Source organism: Phenylobacterium sp. (genome assembly GCF_035276905.1).
Classification (GTDB): Bacteria; Pseudomonadota; Alphaproteobacteria; order Caulobacterales; family Caulobacteraceae; genus Phenylobacterium.
In genome coordinates, this window is record NZ_DATELG010000246.1 from 21,985 (window position 1) to 41,746 (window position 19,762).

At 68.5% G+C, this 19,762-nt stretch carries 19 protein-coding genes; 5 read left to right on the forward strand and 14 right to left on the reverse strand.

The window, feature by feature from the left end:
- Position 1: 1 nt before the first annotated feature.
- From VJS38_RS11495 to VJS38_RS11525, 7 genes are read right to left on the reverse strand one after another with little or no spacing between them, the layout of a single operon-like run.
- Positions 2-1,159, reverse strand: a complete 1,158-nt coding sequence (locus VJS38_RS11495; RefSeq protein ID WP_324088286.1) for an efflux RND transporter periplasmic adaptor subunit — start codon at positions 1,157-1,159, stop codon at positions 2-4.
- Positions 1,156-2,415 (reverse strand): TolC family protein, encoded by a 1,260-nt coding sequence (locus VJS38_RS11500; protein ID WP_324088287.1) that lies wholly within the window; start codon positions 2,413-2,415, stop codon positions 1,156-1,158. Before VJS38_RS11500 ends, VJS38_RS11495 begins: the two co-directional genes overlap by 4 nt.
- Before the next feature lie 51 nt (positions 2,416-2,466).
- Entirely contained in the window at positions 2,467-2,835 is a 369-nt protein-coding gene (locus tag VJS38_RS11505; protein WP_324088288.1) for a hypothetical protein, read from the reverse strand.
- Positions 2,836-2,883: 48 nt separating this feature from the next.
- On the reverse strand, positions 2,884-5,910 hold the full coding sequence (locus VJS38_RS11510; protein ID WP_324088289.1) for an AAA family ATPase: 3,027 nt from the start codon (positions 5,908-5,910) through the stop codon (positions 2,884-2,886).
- A complete protein-coding gene (locus VJS38_RS11515) occupies positions 5,907-7,187 on the reverse strand; it encodes a cytochrome P450 (protein WP_324088290.1) in 1,281 nt (426 codons plus the stop codon). The genes VJS38_RS11510 and VJS38_RS11515 overlap by 4 nt, the downstream gene beginning before the upstream one ends.
- Entirely contained in the window at positions 7,184-8,845 is a 1,662-nt protein-coding gene (locus VJS38_RS11520; RefSeq protein ID WP_324088291.1) for a peroxidase family protein, read from the reverse strand. Before VJS38_RS11520 ends, VJS38_RS11515 begins: the two co-directional genes overlap by 4 nt.
- A complete protein-coding gene (locus tag VJS38_RS11525; protein WP_324088292.1) occupies positions 8,845-9,537 on the reverse strand; it encodes a Crp/Fnr family transcriptional regulator in 693 nt (230 codons plus the stop codon). The genes VJS38_RS11520 and VJS38_RS11525 overlap by 1 nt, the downstream gene beginning before the upstream one ends.
- 498 nt (positions 9,538-10,035) lie before the next feature.
- On the opposite strand from VJS38_RS11525, the gene VJS38_RS11530 reads away from it, so the two are divergent.
- Positions 10,036-10,239 carry a hypothetical protein gene (locus VJS38_RS11530; protein WP_324088293.1) on the forward strand — a complete coding sequence of 68 codons (204 nt, stop codon included), beginning with the start codon at positions 10,036-10,038 and terminating at the stop codon, positions 10,237-10,239.
- A 17-nt stretch (positions 10,240-10,256) separates the two neighbouring features.
- On the opposite strand, the gene VJS38_RS11535 is transcribed toward VJS38_RS11530, so the two are convergent.
- From VJS38_RS11535 to VJS38_RS11550, 4 genes are all read right to left on the reverse strand, one after another.
- A complete protein-coding gene (locus VJS38_RS11535; RefSeq protein WP_324088294.1) occupies positions 10,257-10,826 on the reverse strand; it encodes a YceI family protein in 570 nt (189 codons plus the stop codon).
- Between the two features lie 2 nt (positions 10,827-10,828).
- Positions 10,829-11,410 carry a cytochrome b gene (locus VJS38_RS11540; RefSeq protein WP_324088295.1) on the reverse strand — a complete coding sequence of 194 codons (582 nt, stop codon included), beginning with the start codon at positions 11,408-11,410 and terminating at the stop codon, positions 10,829-10,831.
- Positions 11,411-11,464: 54 nt separating this feature from the next.
- Positions 11,465-12,082 (reverse strand): YceI family protein, encoded by a 618-nt coding sequence (locus tag VJS38_RS11545; RefSeq protein WP_324088296.1) that lies wholly within the window; start codon positions 12,080-12,082, stop codon positions 11,465-11,467.
- Positions 12,083-12,202: 120 nt separating this feature from the next.
- Positions 12,203-12,814, reverse strand: coding sequence for an FMN-dependent NADH-azoreductase (locus VJS38_RS11550; RefSeq protein WP_324088297.1), 612 nt, complete (start codon positions 12,812-12,814; stop codon positions 12,203-12,205).
- Between the two features lie 85 nt (positions 12,815-12,899).
- Here VJS38_RS11550 and VJS38_RS11555 point away from each other — a divergent pair, with 85 nt between their 5' ends.
- A complete protein-coding gene (locus VJS38_RS11555) occupies positions 12,900-13,292 on the forward strand; it encodes a helix-turn-helix domain-containing protein (RefSeq protein WP_324088298.1) in 393 nt (130 codons plus the stop codon).
- Here VJS38_RS11555 and VJS38_RS11560 read toward each other — a convergent pair.
- From VJS38_RS11560 to VJS38_RS11570, 3 genes are all read right to left on the reverse strand, one after another.
- Positions 13,283-13,708: a DUF1636 domain-containing protein gene (locus tag VJS38_RS11560; protein ID WP_324088299.1), complete on the reverse strand. Its 426-nt coding sequence runs from the start codon at positions 13,706-13,708 to the stop codon at positions 13,283-13,285. The two genes, VJS38_RS11555 and VJS38_RS11560, sit on opposite strands and share 10 nt — an antisense overlap.
- A complete protein-coding gene (cobO, locus tag VJS38_RS11565) occupies positions 13,705-14,343 on the reverse strand; it encodes a cob(I)yrinic acid a,c-diamide adenosyltransferase (RefSeq protein ID WP_324088300.1) in 639 nt (212 codons plus the stop codon). The genes VJS38_RS11560 and cobO overlap by 4 nt, the downstream gene beginning before the upstream one ends.
- Positions 14,344-14,423: 80 nt before the next feature.
- Positions 14,424-15,002: a MucR family transcriptional regulator gene (locus tag VJS38_RS11570; RefSeq protein ID WP_324088301.1), complete on the reverse strand. Its 579-nt coding sequence runs from the start codon at positions 15,000-15,002 to the stop codon at positions 14,424-14,426.
- 711 nt (positions 15,003-15,713) lie between these two features.
- On the opposite strand from VJS38_RS11570, the gene VJS38_RS11575 reads away from it, so the two are divergent.
- The 3 genes from VJS38_RS11575 (at position 15,714) to VJS38_RS11585 (ending at position 19,761) form a co-directional block, all read left to right on the forward strand.
- A complete protein-coding gene (locus VJS38_RS11575; protein ID WP_324088302.1) occupies positions 15,714-18,044 on the forward strand; it encodes a TonB-dependent receptor in 2,331 nt (776 codons plus the stop codon).
- 11 nt (positions 18,045-18,055) lie between these two features.
- Positions 18,056-19,273: a serine hydrolase gene (locus tag VJS38_RS11580; protein WP_324088303.1), complete on the forward strand. Its 1,218-nt coding sequence runs from the start codon at positions 18,056-18,058 to the stop codon at positions 19,271-19,273.
- Between the two features lie 65 nt (positions 19,274-19,338).
- Positions 19,339-19,761 (forward strand): nuclear transport factor 2 family protein, encoded by a 423-nt coding sequence (locus tag VJS38_RS11585; protein WP_324088304.1) that lies wholly within the window; start codon positions 19,339-19,341, stop codon positions 19,759-19,761.
- The last annotated feature ends 1 nt before the right edge of the window (position 19,762 follow it).

Consider the following 19,762-nt stretch of genomic DNA (forward strand, 5'->3'; position numbering starts at 1 on the left):
GCTATTCCTCCTCGCCTTCGCCCTTGCCGAGCTCGGCCTTGAGCAGGAAGGCGTTGCGCGTGGCGATCTGCTGACCGGGGGCCAGACCGGTTCGGATCTCGGCGCGGCCGGCGCTTCGGCCCGTCACCTGGACCGGCTGGGCGCGGAAGCCCTGGGCGTTGCGGACGAACACCACGTCACGCCCGCCGAGCGTTTGCACCGCCTCGTCCGGCACGACGATCGCGGCGGCTGTCGGGCGGCTCTTGGGGAGAATCCTGGCTCGGGCGGTCTGCCCGGCCTGCAGGCCGTCAGCCGCGACGTCGAGCACCGCCGTGGCCGCCCGAGTGCTCGCGTCGAGCGAGGGCGTGAGGGCCCGAACGCGCCCTTCGACCGCCCGGCGGCCGTCCAGTTCGAGGATCGCCCGGTCGCCCGGCTCTACGCGGCGCGCATCGGCGGCGTCGATCCAGGCCTCCACCTGCAGGCGCGCAGGATCGGCGACGCGGAAGAGCTCCGTCTCCGGCTGGACGAAGGCGCCGAGGCTCGCGCTCGTCGCCGTCACACGGCCGGTGATCGGGCTCCTTACGATCACGCCGCGCCCGTCCTTGGTGACGTGGGCGGCGCTCGCCGCCGCCTGCGCGCGCCGGGCCTCCGCGGCGGCTTCGGCAGCCTGGGCCTGCGCCTGCTCATAGTCGGCGCGCGGCGACACGCGGTCGTCGTAAAGCGATTTCTCGCGGGCCAGGTTGCGCTGGGCGAGCAGCGCCTTGGCGGCCGCGGCGCTGCGCTCGGCGGCGATCTGCGCCGCCTCGCGGCTTTCCACCATGGCGAGGGGCTCTCCGGCGCGCACGGGGTCGCCCAGCCGCTTGTAGATGCGGATGACGGCGCCGGGCGCGGGCGCGGTGAGCACGGCCTGGCCTGACGGGGCGGCCGCCACGGTCGCCTGCGCCAGGACCTCGCCAAAGAGGCCGCCGGTCTCGACCTGCTGCACGACGATCTGCGCTGCGGCGATCGCCTGCGGGGTTATGGCGAGTTCCTCGGCCAGGCGCTCGGGCGCGCCGTGGTTTTCCGCCGCGTGCGCCGCGGGTTTCGCTGCGGTGCATCTCGCCAGGGCGAAGCCGCCCAGGCCCGCGATGACGGCGGCGGCGGCGATCCCGCCCATGAGGCGGACGCGGTCGGGTGTCATGGTTGGTCTCCGAAGGGGACGGCGCCGGCGAGCCGGGCCAGTTCGGCCTCGGCGCTCAGGCGCTCGAGCTGGGCGTCGAGGGTCTGGGTGCGGGCGTCCGTCAGGGCGCGGCGGGCGACCAGCAGTTCGCCGAGCGGCAGCTTGCCGCCCTGGTAGCCGAGCCGGGTCAGGCGATAGGCCTCCTCGGCGGCGGTCTCGCCTTCATGCGCCGCACGGATGCGGCTCTGGGCCGCCGCCATGCGGACGAGGCCGGCGCGGGCGTCGGCCTGGGCGTCCAGCCGCGCTGCGTCCAGCCGGGCCTCCGCGGCGCGAAGCTCCGCCTGGGCCGCCGAGACGCCGCCGCGATTGCGGTCGAACACCGGCAGCGGCACGGAGACGCCGCCCACCATGGCCGTCGCGTCCTCGCCGGCCAATCGCCGCAGGCCGAGCGAGACGGTGAGGTCGGGCGCGCTGCGGGTCTGCTCCACCTTCACGCGGCGCGCAGCGGCGTTGCGCGCGGTCTCGGCGGAGGCGACTGTCGGGCTGGCCGCCGGCGCGGGCGTCCTGAACGGCTCGTCACGGTCGGCGCGCGCCAAGAGGCTCGAGGCGAGGGACGTGAAGGCCTCGGAGACGCCGGCGAGCGCCGAGAGCTTTTCCAGTGCGTTGGCGCGGCCGGCGACCGCGGCGTCGACGTCGGCTTGAGCGCCCTTGAGCGCGGCCCGGGCCTGGACCGCGCGGACGTCCGCCTCCTTGCCCGCCCGCACCAGGGCGGCGGCGATGCGGGCGTCCTCCTGCGCCAGGCCCAGCGAGTCCCTCGCCAGCGTCAGCCGCCGGTCGGCGGCCTCGGCCCGGGCGTAGGCGTCGGCGAGATCGAAGGCGAAGTCCGCGCGGGCCTGGGCGCTGCGCGCCTCGGCGGCGACCACATCCGCGCGCCCGGCGGCGATGCGCGCGGCGCGCTTGCCGCCAAGCTCCAGCGTCTGCTGCAGCGAGGCCGTGGTCTCGGCCGCCTTGGTTCCCTGGAAGGGACCGGTCCCTGCGAAGTTCTCGACCTCGACGCCGACGACCGGATTGGGCCGCGCGGCGGCCTGGCGCGCCAGGCCGCGGGCCTGGTCGACGGCGGCGTCTGCCTCGGCCAGCCGTGGCGCGCGCTCGGCTTGTCGCAGCAGGACGGAGTAGGGCGGCGCTGGCGCGGCCGCCGTCGCCCCGGCGGCGAGCGCCAGGGCGGATGTGCTGAGCCAGACCGCGCAACGCGGCCGCCAGCGTGATGGCGATGACATGATCTTCCTCGTGCGTTGACGGTTCCGGCGCGCGATGTGCGCGCGCAGCCGTCAGGCGCGAGGCGGTCGGTCGAGGTCGAAGCTGAGGCGCGGCCTGGGCAGGTCGACCTGCAGGACCGCGATCCGGTCGCGGCGCGTCAGCGTGGTCAAAGCTTCCACACCGTCTTCGAGCGTCGACGGCGCGGCGTGGTGGCAATGACCGTGCGAACAGGCGTCGGCGCGTTCAGCGTGACGGGCCGGATCGAGGTGGCTTACCGCAGAGACCGCCGCGGACTCGACGGTCGGCCGGCCGCCGGCGGAGGCGATGTCCTCGCCGCCGCAGAGGGCCGCATCGACCGCGGGCCCCAACGCGAGCACCGCAAGCACGACGGCGGCCACCAGGCCTCCGAGCCGTCGCACCAATGTCGCAAGCCGCAGCATGGCCGGCTCTATATCGGGTCTGGGCGCCGGCGTGAACGCGTTACAGTATTACGTCCGACCGAGCCATGAGGGGCTGTCGGCGGCCTTCAGGGCGGCCAGGCCGTCCAGCGCGCGGGGAACGATCGCATGGGCCGTGGCCTTGCGGGCCGTGGCGGCGGCCAGTCTGAAGGCGCGCCTCGCCGGCTGAAGCTCACCGAGTGCGGCCAGGCAGCGCGCGCGCATCAGCAGGATCCCAGGCTCGAAGAAGCGCTGGCCGGTGTCGGTCGCCTCCCGAAGGGCGCCTTCGGCTTCGTCGAGGGCGGCTTCACGGCGGCCGTCGAGCAGCAGAATCTCGGCCAGCACGAGCTGGAAGAGGCAAATTCCCAGGCGATTGCCGCTCGCCGCCATCGCGATCAGCTCCCGCACCTGCTGGGCGTGGTCTCCCGGCCGCCCGAGCCGGGCCGAGGCCCAGGCGCGAAACAGCCGGCAGTGCGCGCCCCAGGACGCCACGTCGTGAGAGCGGCAGTACTCGGCGCCCGCCTCGGCCAGCTCCAGCGCGCCCTGCGGATCGTCGCCGTAGTAGCCGACATAGGCGGCCGCGGCGTAGGCCCAGCCGATCGACGCCGGATGTCCCAGGCTCTCGGCGAAGGCGAGGTTCTGTCTCGCCCGTTGCACCGCCGGCCCATACGGCCCCCGCACGCTCTCGATGACCGCCTGGAAGCCGCGCCCGCCGACCAGGCAGTCCGCGCCATAGGCATAGGCCGCCGCGCCATGGTCCTCGGGCCGGTAGGCTCGCGCGAGCGCCTCGAAATGCTCGATCGCCTGATCATGGCGGCCGCGGAAGAAGGCGACGTAGCCCAGCATGCGATGCGCCTGGCAAAAGTCGCCCGGGCGGTTCTCCTCCATCGCAAGCGCCAGCATGCGCCGCGCCGGCGCCTCGGCGAGATCGAACTTCGAGGCGAAGTGATAGCCGGAGAAGATGCCATAGAGCGTCTGCCCGCGCTGCGCGGGGTCGCGCACCGCCTCGACCAGCGTCTGGGCGCGCGCGTAGGCCGCCACGGTCCGGGCATGGGCAGGGCCCAGCAAGACGTAGGCCGCCTGACCCAGGCCCAGCTGCAGGCGGAACTCGAGCTCCGCCTCGGCGGCGGCCAGGCCGCTGCGGCTCAAGGCGTCCAGTCCGCGCTGGAAGTGGCCGGCGGCTTCGGCGTTGGCGGCGCTGAGCTGCGCCCGCTGGCCGGCTCGCAGCCAATGGTGGGCCGCCTCCAGCGTCTCGCCGCCTTCGTCGCAATGGTGGGCGAGGATCTCCGGCTCGGTCGACGCCGCTTGCGGGTGGAGCCGCAGAATGGCCTCGGCGCAGCGGCGGTGCAGCCGGCGGCGGGGCTCGCGGAGCAGGCTGTCATAGGCCGTCTGCTGCACGAGCGCGTGGGTGAAGGCGTATTCGCCGGGCGCGCTATGTCGTCCTTCGACGACCCCGGCCGACCGCAGCCGTTCGAGGTCGGCCGCCTGGCTCTCGTAGCGTCCGAACACCTCGGCGAGCAGCGCGAGCGTGAAGTTGCGGCCGAACACGGCGGCGACCTGCGCCGCCAGCTTGGCCGATCCCAGCCGGTCGAGGCGCGCCATCAGGCCATCGTGCAGGGTCATGGGGATGACCGGCGCAGCCCCGCCTCCCTCGACGCTCGCCTCCAGGCCGGCGCGCGCCAGCTCCTTGAGGTAGAGCGGGACCCCGTCCGCTCGGCGCAGGATGTCCGCCACGCTGGAGGCGGGAAGCCCACCGGCCGTCGTCTGTTCGACCAGCGCCTTGGCGTCGGGCTCGCCGAGGCGGGCCAGGCGCACGATGTGGTGGTCGGGGCCGACCGTCCAGGGCGGGGCGTATTCCGGCCTTCCGGAGACGACCACCAACGCCGGCGCGGACGCCTGAGCCACCACATGGTCGAGCAGCTCGAGCGTCGTGGCGTCGGCCCAATGGGCGTCCTCGAGGATGAACAGCAGCGGCGCGCGCGCGGCGGCGCGCGCGATGAGGTGGTCGAGAAGGTCGACGATCTCGCGTTTGCGCCCTTGCGCCGCCTGGGGCGGATGCAGCCCGGGCTCGTCGCTGATGATCAGGCGGGCGGCGAGGATTTCGGCTTCCTCTTCGAGCCCGAAAGCCTGGAGAAGCCTGCGCAGCTTGCCCAGGCGCGCGTCCCGATCGTCCTCGTCGCGCCATCCGGCCCGGCGCTGCAGGAAGCGGAGCACAGGATGGAGCGGCGTGTCCGTGCGCTGCGGCGAGCATTGGAAGATGGCGACGCCGCCGCCGCTCGCCGCGGCCGTGGTCCGCAACGCGCCCAAGAGAGCCGACTTGCCGATGCCCGCTTCGCCGCTGAGCAGGACAGCCTGCGGCGCGCCGGACGCCGCGTGGCGCCAGGTCTCGCGCAGGATCTGCAGCTCGGCGTTGCGGCCGATCAGGTCCTCGTAGCGGCCGCCATGGGCGGCGTCGAAGCGCGAGTCGAAGTGGCGCTCCGGCCCGATCGCCCACAGGCGCACGACCTCGTCGACGCCTTTCAGCCGCTGGGCACCAAGGTCGGCGTAGTCGAACGCGTCGCCGAGCAGGCGGCGCAGCGAGTCCGGCGCGACGACGGCGCCTGCAGGCGCGGCCGCCTGGATGCGGCTCGCCAGAACCGCCACGCGCCCGGTGACGGCCGCCTGCTCCGCCGGGCCGCTCCCCAGGGTGTCGCCGATCACCGCCGTCCCGGTGGCGACGCCGGCGCGCGCCTGGAGCGCCCCCGCCGGCGCGGGCGTTCGCAGCTCGGGCGTTCGGCGGACGATCTCAAGCCCGGCGCGGATCGCCTGTTCCGCCGCGTCCTCGCAGGCGACCGGATGGCCGAAGTAGGCGACCACGCCGTCGCCCTGGTACTGGCCGACATAGCCGCCGCGGGCCTCGATGCAATCCACGCAGCAGGCCTGATAGGCGCGCAGGACCTCTCGCAGGTCTTCCGGGTCGAGCTCCGCGGCGAGGCCGCTGAACCCGACGAGGTCGCAGAACAGCACCGTTACCTGCCGCCGCTCCTCGACGAGCCGGGCGGCGGTGTGACCCCCGACGCCGTCCCGCGGCGCCTTCATCCTGCCGCTTCGAACTTGCGGACCTGCAGCTTGCCGACGGGCGCTGCGACATTGAGCCCGTAGGCGCGACGGGTCCAGCGGGGCGGCTCGCCGAGACGCCAGCGGTAGCCCTGCGCCAGCCGCGCGCAGAAGAGCCGGGCGATCAGCAGCGCCGGATCCTTGCCGGGACAGGTCCTGTCGGCAGGCTGCACGGTTTGGTCCTGCACGCCCCGGCTCCAGATCAGTCCGAGCCGGCGTGCGGGTTCGTCATAGCGCGACGGATCGAAGCGGTCGGGATCCGGATAGAGATTCGCGTCGCGCTGCGCGAACGGGATGACGCCCATCACCAGCTCCCCGGCCCGGATGCTGAACCGGCCCGAGGCGGTGTCCAACTCCCGCGCGCGCACGGCGCGGCCGAAGATGAAGAACACCGGCGGATGCAGCCGAAGCGTCTCCCACACGAAGCGGTCGATCAGCTCCGGCTCGCCGCCCGCGCCGGTGCGGATCGCCTCGCACAGGGCGGGGTTGCGGCTCAGTTCGCCGACGATGGACTTGAAGGTGGATTGCAGCCCCAGGAAGCCGTTCATGCCGAGAAGGAACGCCAGCCGATGGGGCAGGGCCGCCTCGTCGATCCCGAAGCGCGCCGCCAGCCGAGCCACTTCTCCATAGCGCGGCGCGGTCCGGATCGTCTCGATCAGGGCGGCGTAGGTCTTCCTCGAGCGGGCGTAGACGGAGTTCGGCCGCAGGCGTTCCAGCCAGGGCGCAAAGTGCAGGAAGATGTTGTTGTAAAGCTCTCGGACCGCCGGGACGTCCGGCCGCGCCCCCAGGATCCACTCGAAGACGAAGCCGAGCGCCAGGTTCTCCAGGTCGTCGGCCCAGTCGAAGGCGCCTGCGGCGGTCCAGCGCTGGAAGAACGGCTCCGCGACGGCGGCGAAGGTATTCGCCAGGTCCGGAGACCTTTCCCGAAGCAGGGCCAGGATGAAGGCCTTGGGCTCGTCGTGCGCCGGGCCGTGCTCGAAGATGCTCGGCACGACGCCGCCCACGAGGTCGAGCGGCGGCTTGGCCCAGCTGAAGCCGTAGTCCTGGATCAGGTCGGGATCGCCGAACAGCGGCGCGATCCCCTGGCGGTCGAGGACGGCGATCGTCGGCTGGAACAGGTTCACCTTGAAGACGGTGCTGCCGTGCCGGCGCCGGCGGCGGGCGAAATAGCCCTCCCAGCCGAACAGGAAGAACTCCAGCGTGCCGAACAGCGCGCCCAGGAGCGGGGGGCCGTAAGAGCCGGGCGGTTGCTTCGTCATAGCGGTGCTCCTGGCCGCCGGAAGCTCAGCCGCCGGCCGCCGAGCTGGAGCGTGCGGCGGGCGATGTCGTCCAGGCTGGAGGTCTGCTCGAGCGAGCGCAGGCCGACCTCGGTGAAGGCGGCGGATCCGTAGATATTCTCCGACAGCAGGGGATTGGTGAGCGCCTGGGTGAAGGCGTCGACCCCCACCATGAGCTGCATGAGCTCGCCCAGCACCGCGCCTTCGCCGTGCGCTTCGGCCAGAAGGCCGACCATCAGCTCGACCTTGTCGACGTGTCCGTAGAGTTTCTCCAGCTGTGCGGCGGTCGCGGGATCGCGGGCAAGCTGCAGCGTGGAGTGAAGACGCGGCAGGCCGAACGCCTCCCGGTAGTCGTTGTAGCTCCTGAGCCGCCAGGCGCGGGATTTCTCGATCGCCGCCAAGTCGAAGGGCTGCAGGAAGCTCGGCGTATTGCCAAGGCCGATGCGGCCGGCCGGCTGCTGGGCGGCGTCGGCCAGCACGGTTTCCACGCCCACCTGCTCCAGCAGCGCGTTGTTATAGAGGAACTGCGAATCCGCGAGGCTCTGGCCCTGCACCGTCACCTTGTCCGGCGTCATCGAGTGCCAGCGGTACAAGAGGTCGAATTCCGCGCTGATCCGGTTCGTGCGGTACCAGCGCCGACGCTCGGCCTTGCCCACGTCCACGAAGAATCTGAGGGGCGCGGAGGACAGGTGGTTGATGTAGTCCTCGATGATGATCTTCAGCAGCTGCGCCAGATTGGTGCTGCGGGCGTGCTCGAACACGCGGTCGTCGTCGAACTCGGGGTGACGTTGCGAGATCTCCCGCGCCAGACGATTGTGCTCGCGCAGGAAGAGCGTGTTCAGGGCGCTGTAGAAGATGGTCGAGTTTCCGCGCTCCAGGCCGGCCGCGAAGAGGCGCGCGCGCCGCTCCGGCGTGTCGAGGCCGGGCGGGATCACCGGATTGCGATAAGCGCCATTGTCGATGTAGCCGAGATTGAGGAAGGGCTCGGCCACGCGCTGGCCGTCCGGGTTGAAGAGCAGGGCGGGGAAATCGCCGTTGGGCGTCGCCCTGTGCTTCAGCCGGCCTCCGACCTTTTCCCGCAACAGCTCAGTATCGGCCTGGACGAGGCCGTAGATCTGGCAAAGGTCGATCTCGTGATTCGAGGTGTTGCGGCGGTAATCCCTGAAGTCGGTTCGCAGGAAGCTGTCGGTGAACCACTGGGCGAAGAAGCAGAACAGGGCCGAGCTGCGGGTCGACTCGATCATGGTCGGCCCGCGCTGGAACAGGTGCAGCAGGGCCTTCGACGGCGGCAGGTCGGCCGCATAGGCGTCGCTGCAGACCGGAAGATGGCGCCCGCTATAGCTGCGGTCCACCAGCCCTGGCCAGGCGATGTAGTCGGCCGACTTGCCGGCCAAGGCGCTAGCCGGGGGACAGGGCTTGGGCCCCCATAGGGAATAGGGCAGGGGTCGAGGCTTCGCCGACGAGGCCACAAGGTTGATGAGCAGGTCGTTCAGCAAGGCCCCCACGCCCGGGAGCTTGGCCAGCAGGGCGATGGCGCGGCCCAGCCAGCTGGGGCTGGCCAGGGTGGTCCGCGCCGCGGGTCCCCCGAGCGCCACCGCGCCGCGGCGTTTCCCCCGCGCGGAATTCACAGCTGTCGTCATCACCATCCCCCCTCCAGCTCCGTGGGCGCGCCCAGGCCGGTCACGACAATCGCTTCGAGCGCCGGCGCATCCACCACCTCCAGGCGCCGCCGCCCGCTTCGGATGATGTTCTGATCGGCCAGGGCCTTCAGTTCGCGTGTCACCGCCTCGCGGTGCGTGCCGATGCGGCTCGCCAGCTCGGCGTGAGTGAGTTCGTGCCTGACGCCGCTCATCTGAGCCCGGGCCATCCGCAGGAGTTCGCAATGCACCCGGGCGCGCACGTTCAGCGCGCTCAGTTCGAACACGCGGTCCGTCAGGCCCCGGATCTGCCAGGTCAGGCGGCTGACGAGCCAGAGCGCAGCTTCCGGCGAGCCCAGGACCACCTTGCGGAAGCTCTCCCGGCTGATCGCGAGCAGCCGCCCGTCCGCCGCCGCGACCACCCCGGCCGAACGGGCGGCGCCGTCGATCGCCCCAAGCTCGCCGAACAGCTCTCCCTCGCGCAGGTCGCGCAAGGAGACCTCGCGGCCGTCGGTGCTGTAGAGCACGACCTGCAGGCGGCCCTCGAGGATGACGAATATCTCGTTCGACGGCTCGCCGCGCGAAAGCACCGCCTGGCCCTTGCGCACCTTCAAGGTGCGGGCGCGACCTATCAGCTCCTGGCGCGACGGCGCGTCCAGAACCTTTTGCAGCCCGCTCCAGTTGCGGTCCAGCATCCCTCGTCCCCCGGACCCTGAACAAAGCACTACACGGATATGTGGCGCAATCGCGTTTGACTCAGCCTTAGCTTTCATTGCGCTGGGTGAGAAAACTCACCGACCCAGTGTGACGATCCGGGCGGTCGGTCTCAGCGAAAGGCGGGACATTCCCTCGCGCGCCGTCGTCGTCGAAGGCGCGAGCCGTGGCGCCGCGCGTCCCCGCTGTCACAGTCTTTAACGTCCGCGAAAGGCGCCAGCATTGTCCGAGCGACTGTCCATGGACGCCCAGGACGAGCGGCGCGAGAGTCTGTCGAACCGGCAGAAGGGCGCCTCGTCCGGTTGGGTTCGCCGGCGCCAGGGGGGGCGGCCGGGCGCGGTTCAGCAGGAGGTTGGGGCCCTCCGCGCCGCACCGCCGCCGGGGCGCGGCCGGTTCGCAGACCCGCTGGGTGGGGCGCAGCGTGGTGTTGCGGGCCGGCCGCTGTCCGCAGGCCGCCACAGCTCCTGACGGGGGCGTCCATGCATGTCTATTTCTGCACCGTCACCTGCGAGGACGCGGCTCTAGCCAGCGTCTCGGTGATCATCGCCCGAAGCGCGGAGCGCGCGCGAGAGCTGGCCCGCCGGGAGCTGGTGGGCGCGGCGCGCAGCTGTTCGATCGAGATCCGGGAGTTTGCGCATCCGAGTCTCGAAGGCCGCGGCCGGACGGTGTGCGGCGGGGATTAGCCGCGAGCGGTCACGCCTCAGGGCGACCGCCTGGCCGTGATCGCGACGTCGACCTGCACCTTCAGCGATACGGGCTCGCCGCCCTTCCACTGGCCCTGGCCCACGCCGAAGGCGCTGCGGTCCAGCACCACCGAGCCGGTCATCTTCGCGGCGTCGCCGGTGATGGTCAGCGTGAAGGGCAGGCTCACCGGACGAGTGACGCCGCGGACCGTCAGGTCGCCCTGGGCGACGTAGCGGCCGGGCCCCGCCGCCGTGATCTTGCGGCTGACGAAGCTGGCCTTGGGGTAGGCCTTCGCCGAAAACCAGTCTGCGGTGGGCAGGGCCTCGTCGCGGGTCCGGTCGCCGGTGCGCGCCGAGGCCATGTCGATCGTCGCCGTGACGTGGGAGCCGGCCAGATCCTTGGGGTCGAAGGCGATCTGGGCGTCCCAGCGGCCGAAGGCGCCCTTGAACGCCTGGCCGTTCATGGCCCCGGTGAAGCCCAGCCTGGAGGCGGCCATGTCGGCGCGCCACGCAGGCGCGGCGGCGGAGGCCTGTCCGGCGGAAGCGACGACGGCGGCGGCGGCGATGGCGATGGCGAACGGGCGCATGGTCAGGGCTCCAGGCGGGAGGCGCCGCCGACGAAGGGCAGCATGCGGGGCAGCACGGGCTTGCGGTCGACGAACTGGTGCTTGGCGACCGCGCCCAGGTGCAGGGCCAAAAGCACCAGCGTACCGAACGCCAGCGTCACATGGGTGATGTCGAAGGCCCGGTTGACGGCCTTGCGCGCCGGGTCGGCGAGGTCGTGGACGCCGGGAAAGTGCGGCCACGGCACGAGGTGGTAGAGCAGGGTCGGGATGTTGAGCGGGCTGGTGGAGACCACGATCCAGCCGCTGAGGGGCATGCCGATCATGATCCCATAGAAAGCCCAGTGCACGGCGGTGGACGCGGCCTTCTCCCAGGGCGCGAGCGACGGCGGCGGCGCCGGCGGCGGGCTGGCCAGCCGCCAGGCCAGGCGAAGGACGCTGAGCAGCAGGATGGTGACGCCGATCGACTTGTGCAGCTGGAAAAGGTTGAACTGGGCCAGCCCCTTGAGGAAGCCCATCCGCCAGCCGAGGTAGAGGTTGGCGACGATCAGGGCGGCGATCGCCCAGTGCAGGACGATGGCGACGGTCGTGTAGCGCGTTCGCGTCATGGATGCCTCTCGACCTCGCCCGGCGCGGGGGACGCGCCGGGCTGGGCCACTCTATTACGGCGCCTTGTGGAAGGCGGCGTTGATGGTCAACTCCACCTCGTCGCTGATCATCGGCACATAGGTCGTCACGCCGAACTCGCTGCGCTTGATGACGCCGGAGACGAGGAAGCCGGTCGTATAGCTCTTGTCGAGCGGATTGACCCCGGCGCCGACGAACTTCGCCTTCAGCACCACCGGCCGGGTGACGCCATGCAGCGTCAGGTCGCCGGCGACCGTCGCCGTGCCCGGGCCGGTGCGGGTGATCTTGGTGGAGCGGAAACGCATGGTCGGGAACTTTCCGGCGTCCAGCCACTGGTCGCCCTTCAGCTCGCCGTCGAGCTTGGCGCTGGTGGTTTGAACCGTGTCCACCGGGACGGTCACGTCCAGCGACGTGGCTTGCAGCGTCTTCGGATCGAGCTTCAGCTGGCCGGAGGCATTGGAGAAGACCCCGTCATATCGCGTGAAGCCCAGGTGCAGCACGCTGAAGCCGACCTGGGTGTGGTAGGGCTCTACGGTATAATCCCCGCCCTGAGCCGCGGCGGGATCAGCGCTGGCCGGGCTCTGGGCGTGGGCGACGGCCACGATCGAGACGCCGGCCGTGACGGCGGCCAGCGACATGAGAAACTTGCGCATCTTGGGGTCCTGTCATGTGGATCGCAGCTGGCGGCATGCTTCCGGCGGCGCGCTGCGGACGCCGCCGGGATCGGGGCGCGCCTCGGAGCTCTAGTGAGAGCTTCCAAAGCGCTCCGCGGTTCAGGCGGTGAGGGATTCGGCGATGTAGCGGCCGGCGGCGGTCAGCGCCGCCTCGCGGTGCGCCGGCCCCGTATTCAGGCCCTCGGCGACGATCGCCTCGAGGTCGGTGACGCCGCTGAAGCCGAAGAGCGCCCGCAGGTAGGTCTCGGCGTGCTCCGCCGCGGCCGCCGGCGAGTTCGGGCCGTAGAACCCGCCCCGGGCGATCGCCAGGATCACCCGTTTGCCGCCGCAAAGGCCTTCAGGGCCATTCTCCGTGTAGCGGAAGGTCTTGCCGGGCACGGCGATCCGGTCGATCCAGGCCTTGAGCTGGCTGGTGATGGTGAAGTTGTAGAAGGCGACGCCGATCACCACCACGTCCGCGGCCAGGAACTCCTCCAGCACCGCCTGGCCCTGCGCGAGGTCGTGGGCGAGGGCGGGGTCCGGCGCGGCGCCGAAATGCGTGACCGCGATGTGGCCGCCGCTCAGGTGGGGCAGCGGGTCGGCGGCGAGGTCGCGGTAGGTGACCTTTGCGTCGGGCTGGGCCGCCTTCAGCTTGGCGACGATATCAGCCGAAAGCGTCCGGCTGACCGATTGAGGCCCCAAGATGCTCGAATCGAGGTGCAGGATATTCACGCGATAGTCTCCGGCGATTACCTGGTATAAAACCAATACCAAGGCTAGATAGCTTGCCGGCCAAGGCGCGCAAGGAGGCACATTTTTGATCCCCGGTTCCCTGCCTGTGACCGAGTACGAGGAAGCTCAGATGATCGGACACTGCGCGACGGCGTCGGCCGTCCTGTCGCGCATCGGCGACAAATGGAGCGTCCTGACCGTGATGCTCCTGGCCGACGGTCCCAGGCGGTTCAACGAGCTCAAGCGGCTGACCGGCGGCATCTCGCAGCGCATGCTGACCTTGACGCTGCGCGGTCTGGAGCGCGACGGCCTGGTGACCCGCACCCAGTTTGCCACCATACCGCCGCGGGTCGACTACGAACTTACCGCCCTCGGCCATTCCCTGCGCGAGCCGGTGCGGACCCTCGGCGTCTGGGCTTTCCAGAACTCCCAGACGATCGCCTCGGCGCGGGAGGCGTTCGACGCCCGTCAGGACTGACAGCTCCCCACCACCTTGCCCGCCGGCGGCGTGCGGACGATGAAGCGGCCCTTCACGCCCTCCGGCCACTGGCGGTAGGGCACGACGCCCTCCGCGCTAGACAGATAGGCGGCGGCGTAGTCGAGCAGCGCCTGGGCCGACGCCGCCGTAGGCTCGAAGCGGCCGAGCACATAGCCCATCTTGCCCGGCGCGCGCAGGTGCACCGAGCAGTGCTGAGTGCAATTGAAGAGGCAGGGCATTTCCTCGATCGCCAGGTCGTCGACCCGTTGATCGCCGGCCTTCGCCTGCCGGAGCGCCGCGACGAGCCGTGCGCCGCCGCGCATGCCGTCAGCGTCCTCCCGCGCCTCGGCCGAGAAGCGGCAGGTGTTGCAGACAATCAGGCTCGGACCTTCGGCGGCGGGCTCGAGGATGCTCAAAACTCCACCCCGGCCTGCGCCTTAACGCCGCTGCGGAAGGGGTGTTTGACCTGGGTCATCTCGGTGACCAGGTCCGCCAGCTCGATCAGCTCCGGCGCGGCGTTGCGGCCGGTGACGACGACGTGCTTATGCGCCGGCTTGGCGCGCAGCACCTCCAGCACCTCGGCCAGCGGCAGGTAGTCGTAGCGCAGCACGATGTTGAGCTCGTCGCAGACCACCATGTCCCAGTCCTCGGGATCGAGGATCCGCGCCTTGCAGGCCTCCCACGCCTGGCGAGCCACGGCGATGTCGCGGGCGCGGTCCTGGGTGTCCCAGGTGAAGCCTTCGCCCATCCGCCGGAACTCGACATTGTCGGGAAAGGCGTCGAACACGACCTTTTCGCCGGTCTGCAGCGCCCCCTTCAGGAACTGGATGACGCTGACCCGGTGGCCGTGGCCGATGCCGCGGATCACCATTCCGAGCGCGGCCGTCGTCTTGCCCTTGCCGGGGCCGGTGTGGACGATGACCAGGCCCTTCTCCAGCTGGCGCTCGGCCATCATCTTCTCGCGGGCGGCCTTGATCTTGACCATCTTGGCGTTGTGGCGCGCGTTCAGCTCCGCATCGTCAAGGCCAGCTTCGTCCATCGGCGTCGTCAATCGGGGCTCCTGCGATCAGCCGACGCGCGGCAGCCGGCATGGTGCGGAGGCGCTCGGCTGATCCCGAGCGCCTCGTCTAATCAAGCGTTCGGCTCGGACGTATTGCCGGCCTTCTTGTTCACCGCGCGGCGGCGCGCTGGCGATTTGCCGCCACCGGTCGCAGCCTTTTTCGTGGTCGCCGCGCGTTGGACGCGCTCGGCGGCGACGGCCGGCGCGGCTGAGGGCTGCGACGAGGTCGGCGCGGCGGTCGCGGGACGACTTCCAAAGCCCCTGGCCTTGGCCATGCTCGAGCGGGCTTCGCTGTAGGCCGGCGCAACCATCGGATAGTCCTTGGGCAGGCCCCACTTGCTCCGGTAGTCATCTGGCGTCAGGCCCTTGGCGGCCAGGTGCCGGCGAAGCGTCTTGTAGCCTTTTCCGTCCTCGAAGCTGATCAGCTTGTCCTGCGTAATGGACTTGCGGATCTGCGACGCAGTCAGCTTGGGCTGTTCGAGCTCTTGCGAGGGCGCTTCCAGCGCCGCGGGCGCCGCGCCGACGGAGGCGAGGCTCGCGGCGATATTGCTGATCACGACCGGAATTTCCACCGGCGTCACGTGATTGTTGTTGAAATAGGCCGCAGCGACCTGGCCGATGATCTGTTGCAGTTCGATCTGGTCTGACACGTCTTGGCTCCTATGCCCCGTCAGCTATGCATTCGCCTGCGGTCAGACAGAAGGCGGCAAGACATGTCAACTCCCCAGCCGATGATTTTGTCGAAACGGGCCTGAGCGCTGTGCGTCTTCGCGCGGACTAATGCTCGCCGCCTCCATCTCGACGGGAGGGGCGACCGATCAGACAACCTTTACCTGCTCGACCGCTGATCGACGAACCTCAATAGCCGCGGAAAGGTCTGTCCCACAACTTATGGAGCGGGGAAGATCGCCGTTGTTGGCGCGGCCCCCGCCCTCCGGCGACGCGGGAGGCGCAGGAGCTGCGGGCCGCAGGCATCTCGGCCACACGAAGCAGCGCTTGGCGCAGCTGCCCGACCGCCGCGAAGCCGTTTCCTCTGGCGTGGCCCATATGACCGGGCCGTGGCGCGCGCCGCCGCTCGCGCACCGCTTGAAGGACAGGAAAAAAAATTTCCTATCAGGCACGATTGCCTCTTGCTCGGGGTGTGGGGGTGGTGGCAGAACTTTGTTCGTAGAACGGTGAGATCGTGAGGAAATAGGGTAAAGGACGAAGATCTGGTCTAAATTTTCGTTCCGAATTCGCGAGGAGCATTCGCCCGGAGCTTGTTTCAGAGCGGTGAATGCGCGCGGTCGAAATATTGAGTTTGAAATCGGCAAAACTGCCGAACGGGTCATGTCGTCCTAAATCACCAGGGATGCACGGAGATGTCGCCTGACGACATCCATAGGCGTAAAAAAATAAGGGGCGAAATGGGGGATTTTATTGCCATGAGCAAACTAGCCAAAACGAGCTTAGTCATACTTGGCGTTGCTGCGGCGTCACCCGTCCTTGCGGCCGAAAATCCGCGCGCAAATCAGGGCAAGGCCGAGGGCGTACTCGAGGAAGTTGTCGTCACCGCGCGAAAGCGGAGCGAAAACCTTCAGGATACGCCGATCGCCGTCACCGCTCTGACCCAGGCAGCGCTCGAGCAGCGGCAGGTGACCAATATCGCGGCCGTCGACCGATTTTCGCCCAACATCGTCTTCAACACCTCGTCGCCCATCTCGGGCACCCGGTCCTCGGCCTCGGTCTTCATTCGCGGGGTCGGCCAGACGGATTTCACCCTCACCACCGACCCCGGTGTCGGGATCTATCTCGACGGCGTCTACATCGCCCGATCGATCGGATCGGTGCTCGACATTCTGGACGTGGATCGGGTTGAAGTGCTTCGCGGCCCGCAGGGCACGTTATTCGGCCGCAACACCATCGGCGGAGCCATAAGCCTCACCTCCCGCAAGCCGGGGAACACCTTTTCCGGAAATGCGAGCGTAACGACCGGATCTTATGAGCGATTCAATGCAAAGGTGTCGGCGGATATTCCAATCACCGAAACGCTGTTGTCATCCGTCACTGTCGCTCGTTTCGGCAGTGAAGGCTATATCTCCCGGCCTTATATCGGCGACAAGACCGGAGGAGACAATCGCTGGGCGGGTCGAATCGCACTGGCTTGGACGCCTACCAACACGTTCCGACTTGATTTGAGCGTCGACGGGACGCGAGTGCGTGAGAAGTCCTGCTGCGGCGAATTGGTCGCGGTTTATGATACTGGTCTTTTCGCGCAATTTCATAACGCTGTGATCGCTCCGAGCCTGGTTCCGACGCTTGGCCCGGCGGCGTTCTTCAATCAGCAGAGCCTGCCGACCAAGAAGTTCCAGGACAATTCCGACTTCGCCGTGCCTTCCACGCTCGATTTGTGGGGCGTCTCAGCCTCGGCCGAGTGGCAGGCGACGGACGCCGTCGCGGTGAAATCCATTACCGCCTATCGCGACCTCGACAGCACCAACGGCCGTGATGCGGACCATTCGCCCGTTCTGCTCGGACATACCATCGACGTCTATAACAGCCATCAGTTCAGCCAGGAATTCCAGCTTCTCGGCAAGATGTTCGACAACCGGCTGAAGTGGATCCTCGGCGCATATTATTTCGACGAAAAAGGCCTCAACATCGACGACGTGCATTTCGCGATCGCGCACGTGATCAGTGGCGGGCGCGTGCACAACAGTTCTTTGGCCTTCTTCGGCCAGACGACGCTGGACATCACTTCCAGGCTCAGCCTGACCGGCGGCTTGCGCTGGACCCAGGACACCAAGCGGTTCCTCGTGTCCGACGACGTCCAATATGTCATCGAAAATCTCGTCGGCATTCCGTCGACGGTCCATCCCGGTCCGCTTGTGCCCGGCGATCGTCTCCTGCCGGTCGGCGAGGTCACCAACCGGACCGACAAGGCCACGCCTTATGTGAACCTGGCCTACAAATGGACTCCGGACGTGATGACCTATGTGTCCTATTCGGAAGGGTTCAAGGGCGGCGGCTTCGTTCAGCGGGTGTTTCCCGATCGCCGCGCCGTTCCAGAGTTCCAGCCGGAGTCGGTCAAGGTCTACGAGGCCGGTTTCAAGATCGAGGCGCTCGACCGGCGCGTCAGGCTCAACGGCGCTGCGTTCCATACGAAATATACGAACCTGCAGGTCACCGTCATCGACGCCATTGCGCCCGTCACGCAGAACGCGGCGGCGGCTCGGATAGACGGCGCCGAACTCGAATTCAACGCCGTGCCCATGGAAGGCCTTGGCCTGGACGTCGGGCTAGGCTACCTCGATGCAAGATATACCGAAGTCAACCCGAACGCGACCGAGGTCTCCCTCGACAAGCACCTCGTCTATGCACCCAAATGGAGCGTCAACGTCGGCGCTTCCTACGAGTTCGAACTCGGCGATAAGGGATCGATCACGCTCCGAAGCGATTGGGCGCATCGCTCCACGGTCTACAATGACGCTATCAACACCCCGGCGTTGGTGCAGCCTTCCTATTCGACGCTCAGCGCCAGCATCACCTGGGCGTCCAAGGCCAAGGATTGGCATGTGACCCTGGCCGGCACGAACATCACCAACACGCGGTACATCATCTCCGGCTTTGCGGATCAACCGCTTCAGTCGTTCGCCGAGGCGTCATTCGGCCGTCCGGCCGAGTGGTCCCTCACCGTCAAGCGCGGGTTTTAGAAGAGAGCGTCATGAGCCCGTCCCAAGCGTCAGTGGATGTCGTTCCAGATCCACATCGGATGTTGATGTGGGATGTCTCGGAAAAAGTGGCGGGCAACCGCAACATGACTTCCATGTTTGCGGTCGAGGAATTTACAAACGATCCGCGTAACATAAGGCGCTTGGCGTACGGACCGCCGTTGACCGACGTCGCCTATAGATTGGGGGGGCGACCCTATTCGTTGAATGACTACGTTCGACGGCAGAACGTGACGGGATTGCTGGTCGTAAAAGACCGCTCAGTCGTCTTGGAGCATTACGGGTTCGGGAACACCGAAGAGACGCGTTGGACCTCTTGGTCCGTCGGCAAGTCCGTCATGTCGACGTTGGTCGGCGTCGCCCTGCAGGAGGGGCGCATTCCCAGCCTTGATGCGCTGGTCACCGACCATGTCGCAGAACTGCGTGGCGGCGCCTATGACGGCGTCACCATGCGCCACATGCTGCAGATGTCCTCGGGCGTCAGATGGAGCGAGAACCCGGGCGATCCGGCGCCCAACGTCGCCGATTTCGCGCGATGCCTCGCCGAGCAGAGGCCAGGGAGCATCCTGGCGATCGCCAAACAGCTGCCGAGGGCGATCGATCCTGCGACCGGCATGGCCGCGAAGCCCGGCGTCATCTGGAATTACAGCAATGTCGACGCGTTTGTCACAGGGGTCGCTCTTCAGCGCGCGATCGGCCGATCTTTAGCCAAATACCTGGAAGAAAAAATCTGGAAGCCGTGCGGCATGGAGAGGTCGGGTTTTTGGATGTCGGAAAGCCCCGGGGGATTGAATTCCGGCGCCGGCGACTTCAGCGCGACCTTGCGCGACTACGGACGGCTGGCCCAGTTTATTCTCGATGACGGAGTTCTCGCCGACGGAACGAGAAGTCTGCCGCAGGGGTGGATGAGCGAGGCGACGACCTGGCGTCCGCGATCGGCCGACGGGGCTTCTCCAGGGACCTCGTCCGGCGGTTATGGATATCTTTGGTGGCGCCTTCCGGTTCCACCGGGTCTTGGCGTTGCGCCGGAAACGACGTCGACCTCCAGCGCGACCTTCACGGCTGTCGGTCTTTTCGGCCAGTACATCTTCATCAATCCGGTCGAGAAATTGATAATGATCCAATGGTCGGCCTATCCGGAGCCTGAAATATATGCTCCCGCCGTCGAATCCGCGGCCTTCTTCAATGCGATTTCGGACGCTTTGAATTGAAGGTTGCGCGCGGAGGAGCGCCCGCCGTGACAAGTCCAACCAAGCCGCGGGAGATCGTAAGCGCGTTGATCGCGCGGTTCAGCGCCGGTGACATCGATGGGTCGCTCGAGCTTTACGCCGACGACGCGGTGGTGTCACAGGAGTTCGCGCTGCCTGGGCCGGTCACGGCCGAGAAGGCGGTCCTGGCGGCGTCGCTGGAGGCGTGGCGCGGCGATCCGCCACGCATGTACGCCGAGATCGAGGTGCGCGATCTGATGATCCACGAGACCGCCGATCCGAATGTGGTGATCGCCGAGTGGACTTATATCTCCCGAGTCCATGGGGTGGCGGTCAGGAACGGGAACATTATCGTCGTGGAGTGCCGCGACGGGAAGATCGTGCGAGCGCGGGACTACCATAATCATGCCACACGGGCCGTCGCCGACGGGACTGTGCCGAGCTTCGTTGAGCTCCTCGAGAGCATGATCCTGCCCCAAGACGACAGGTGAC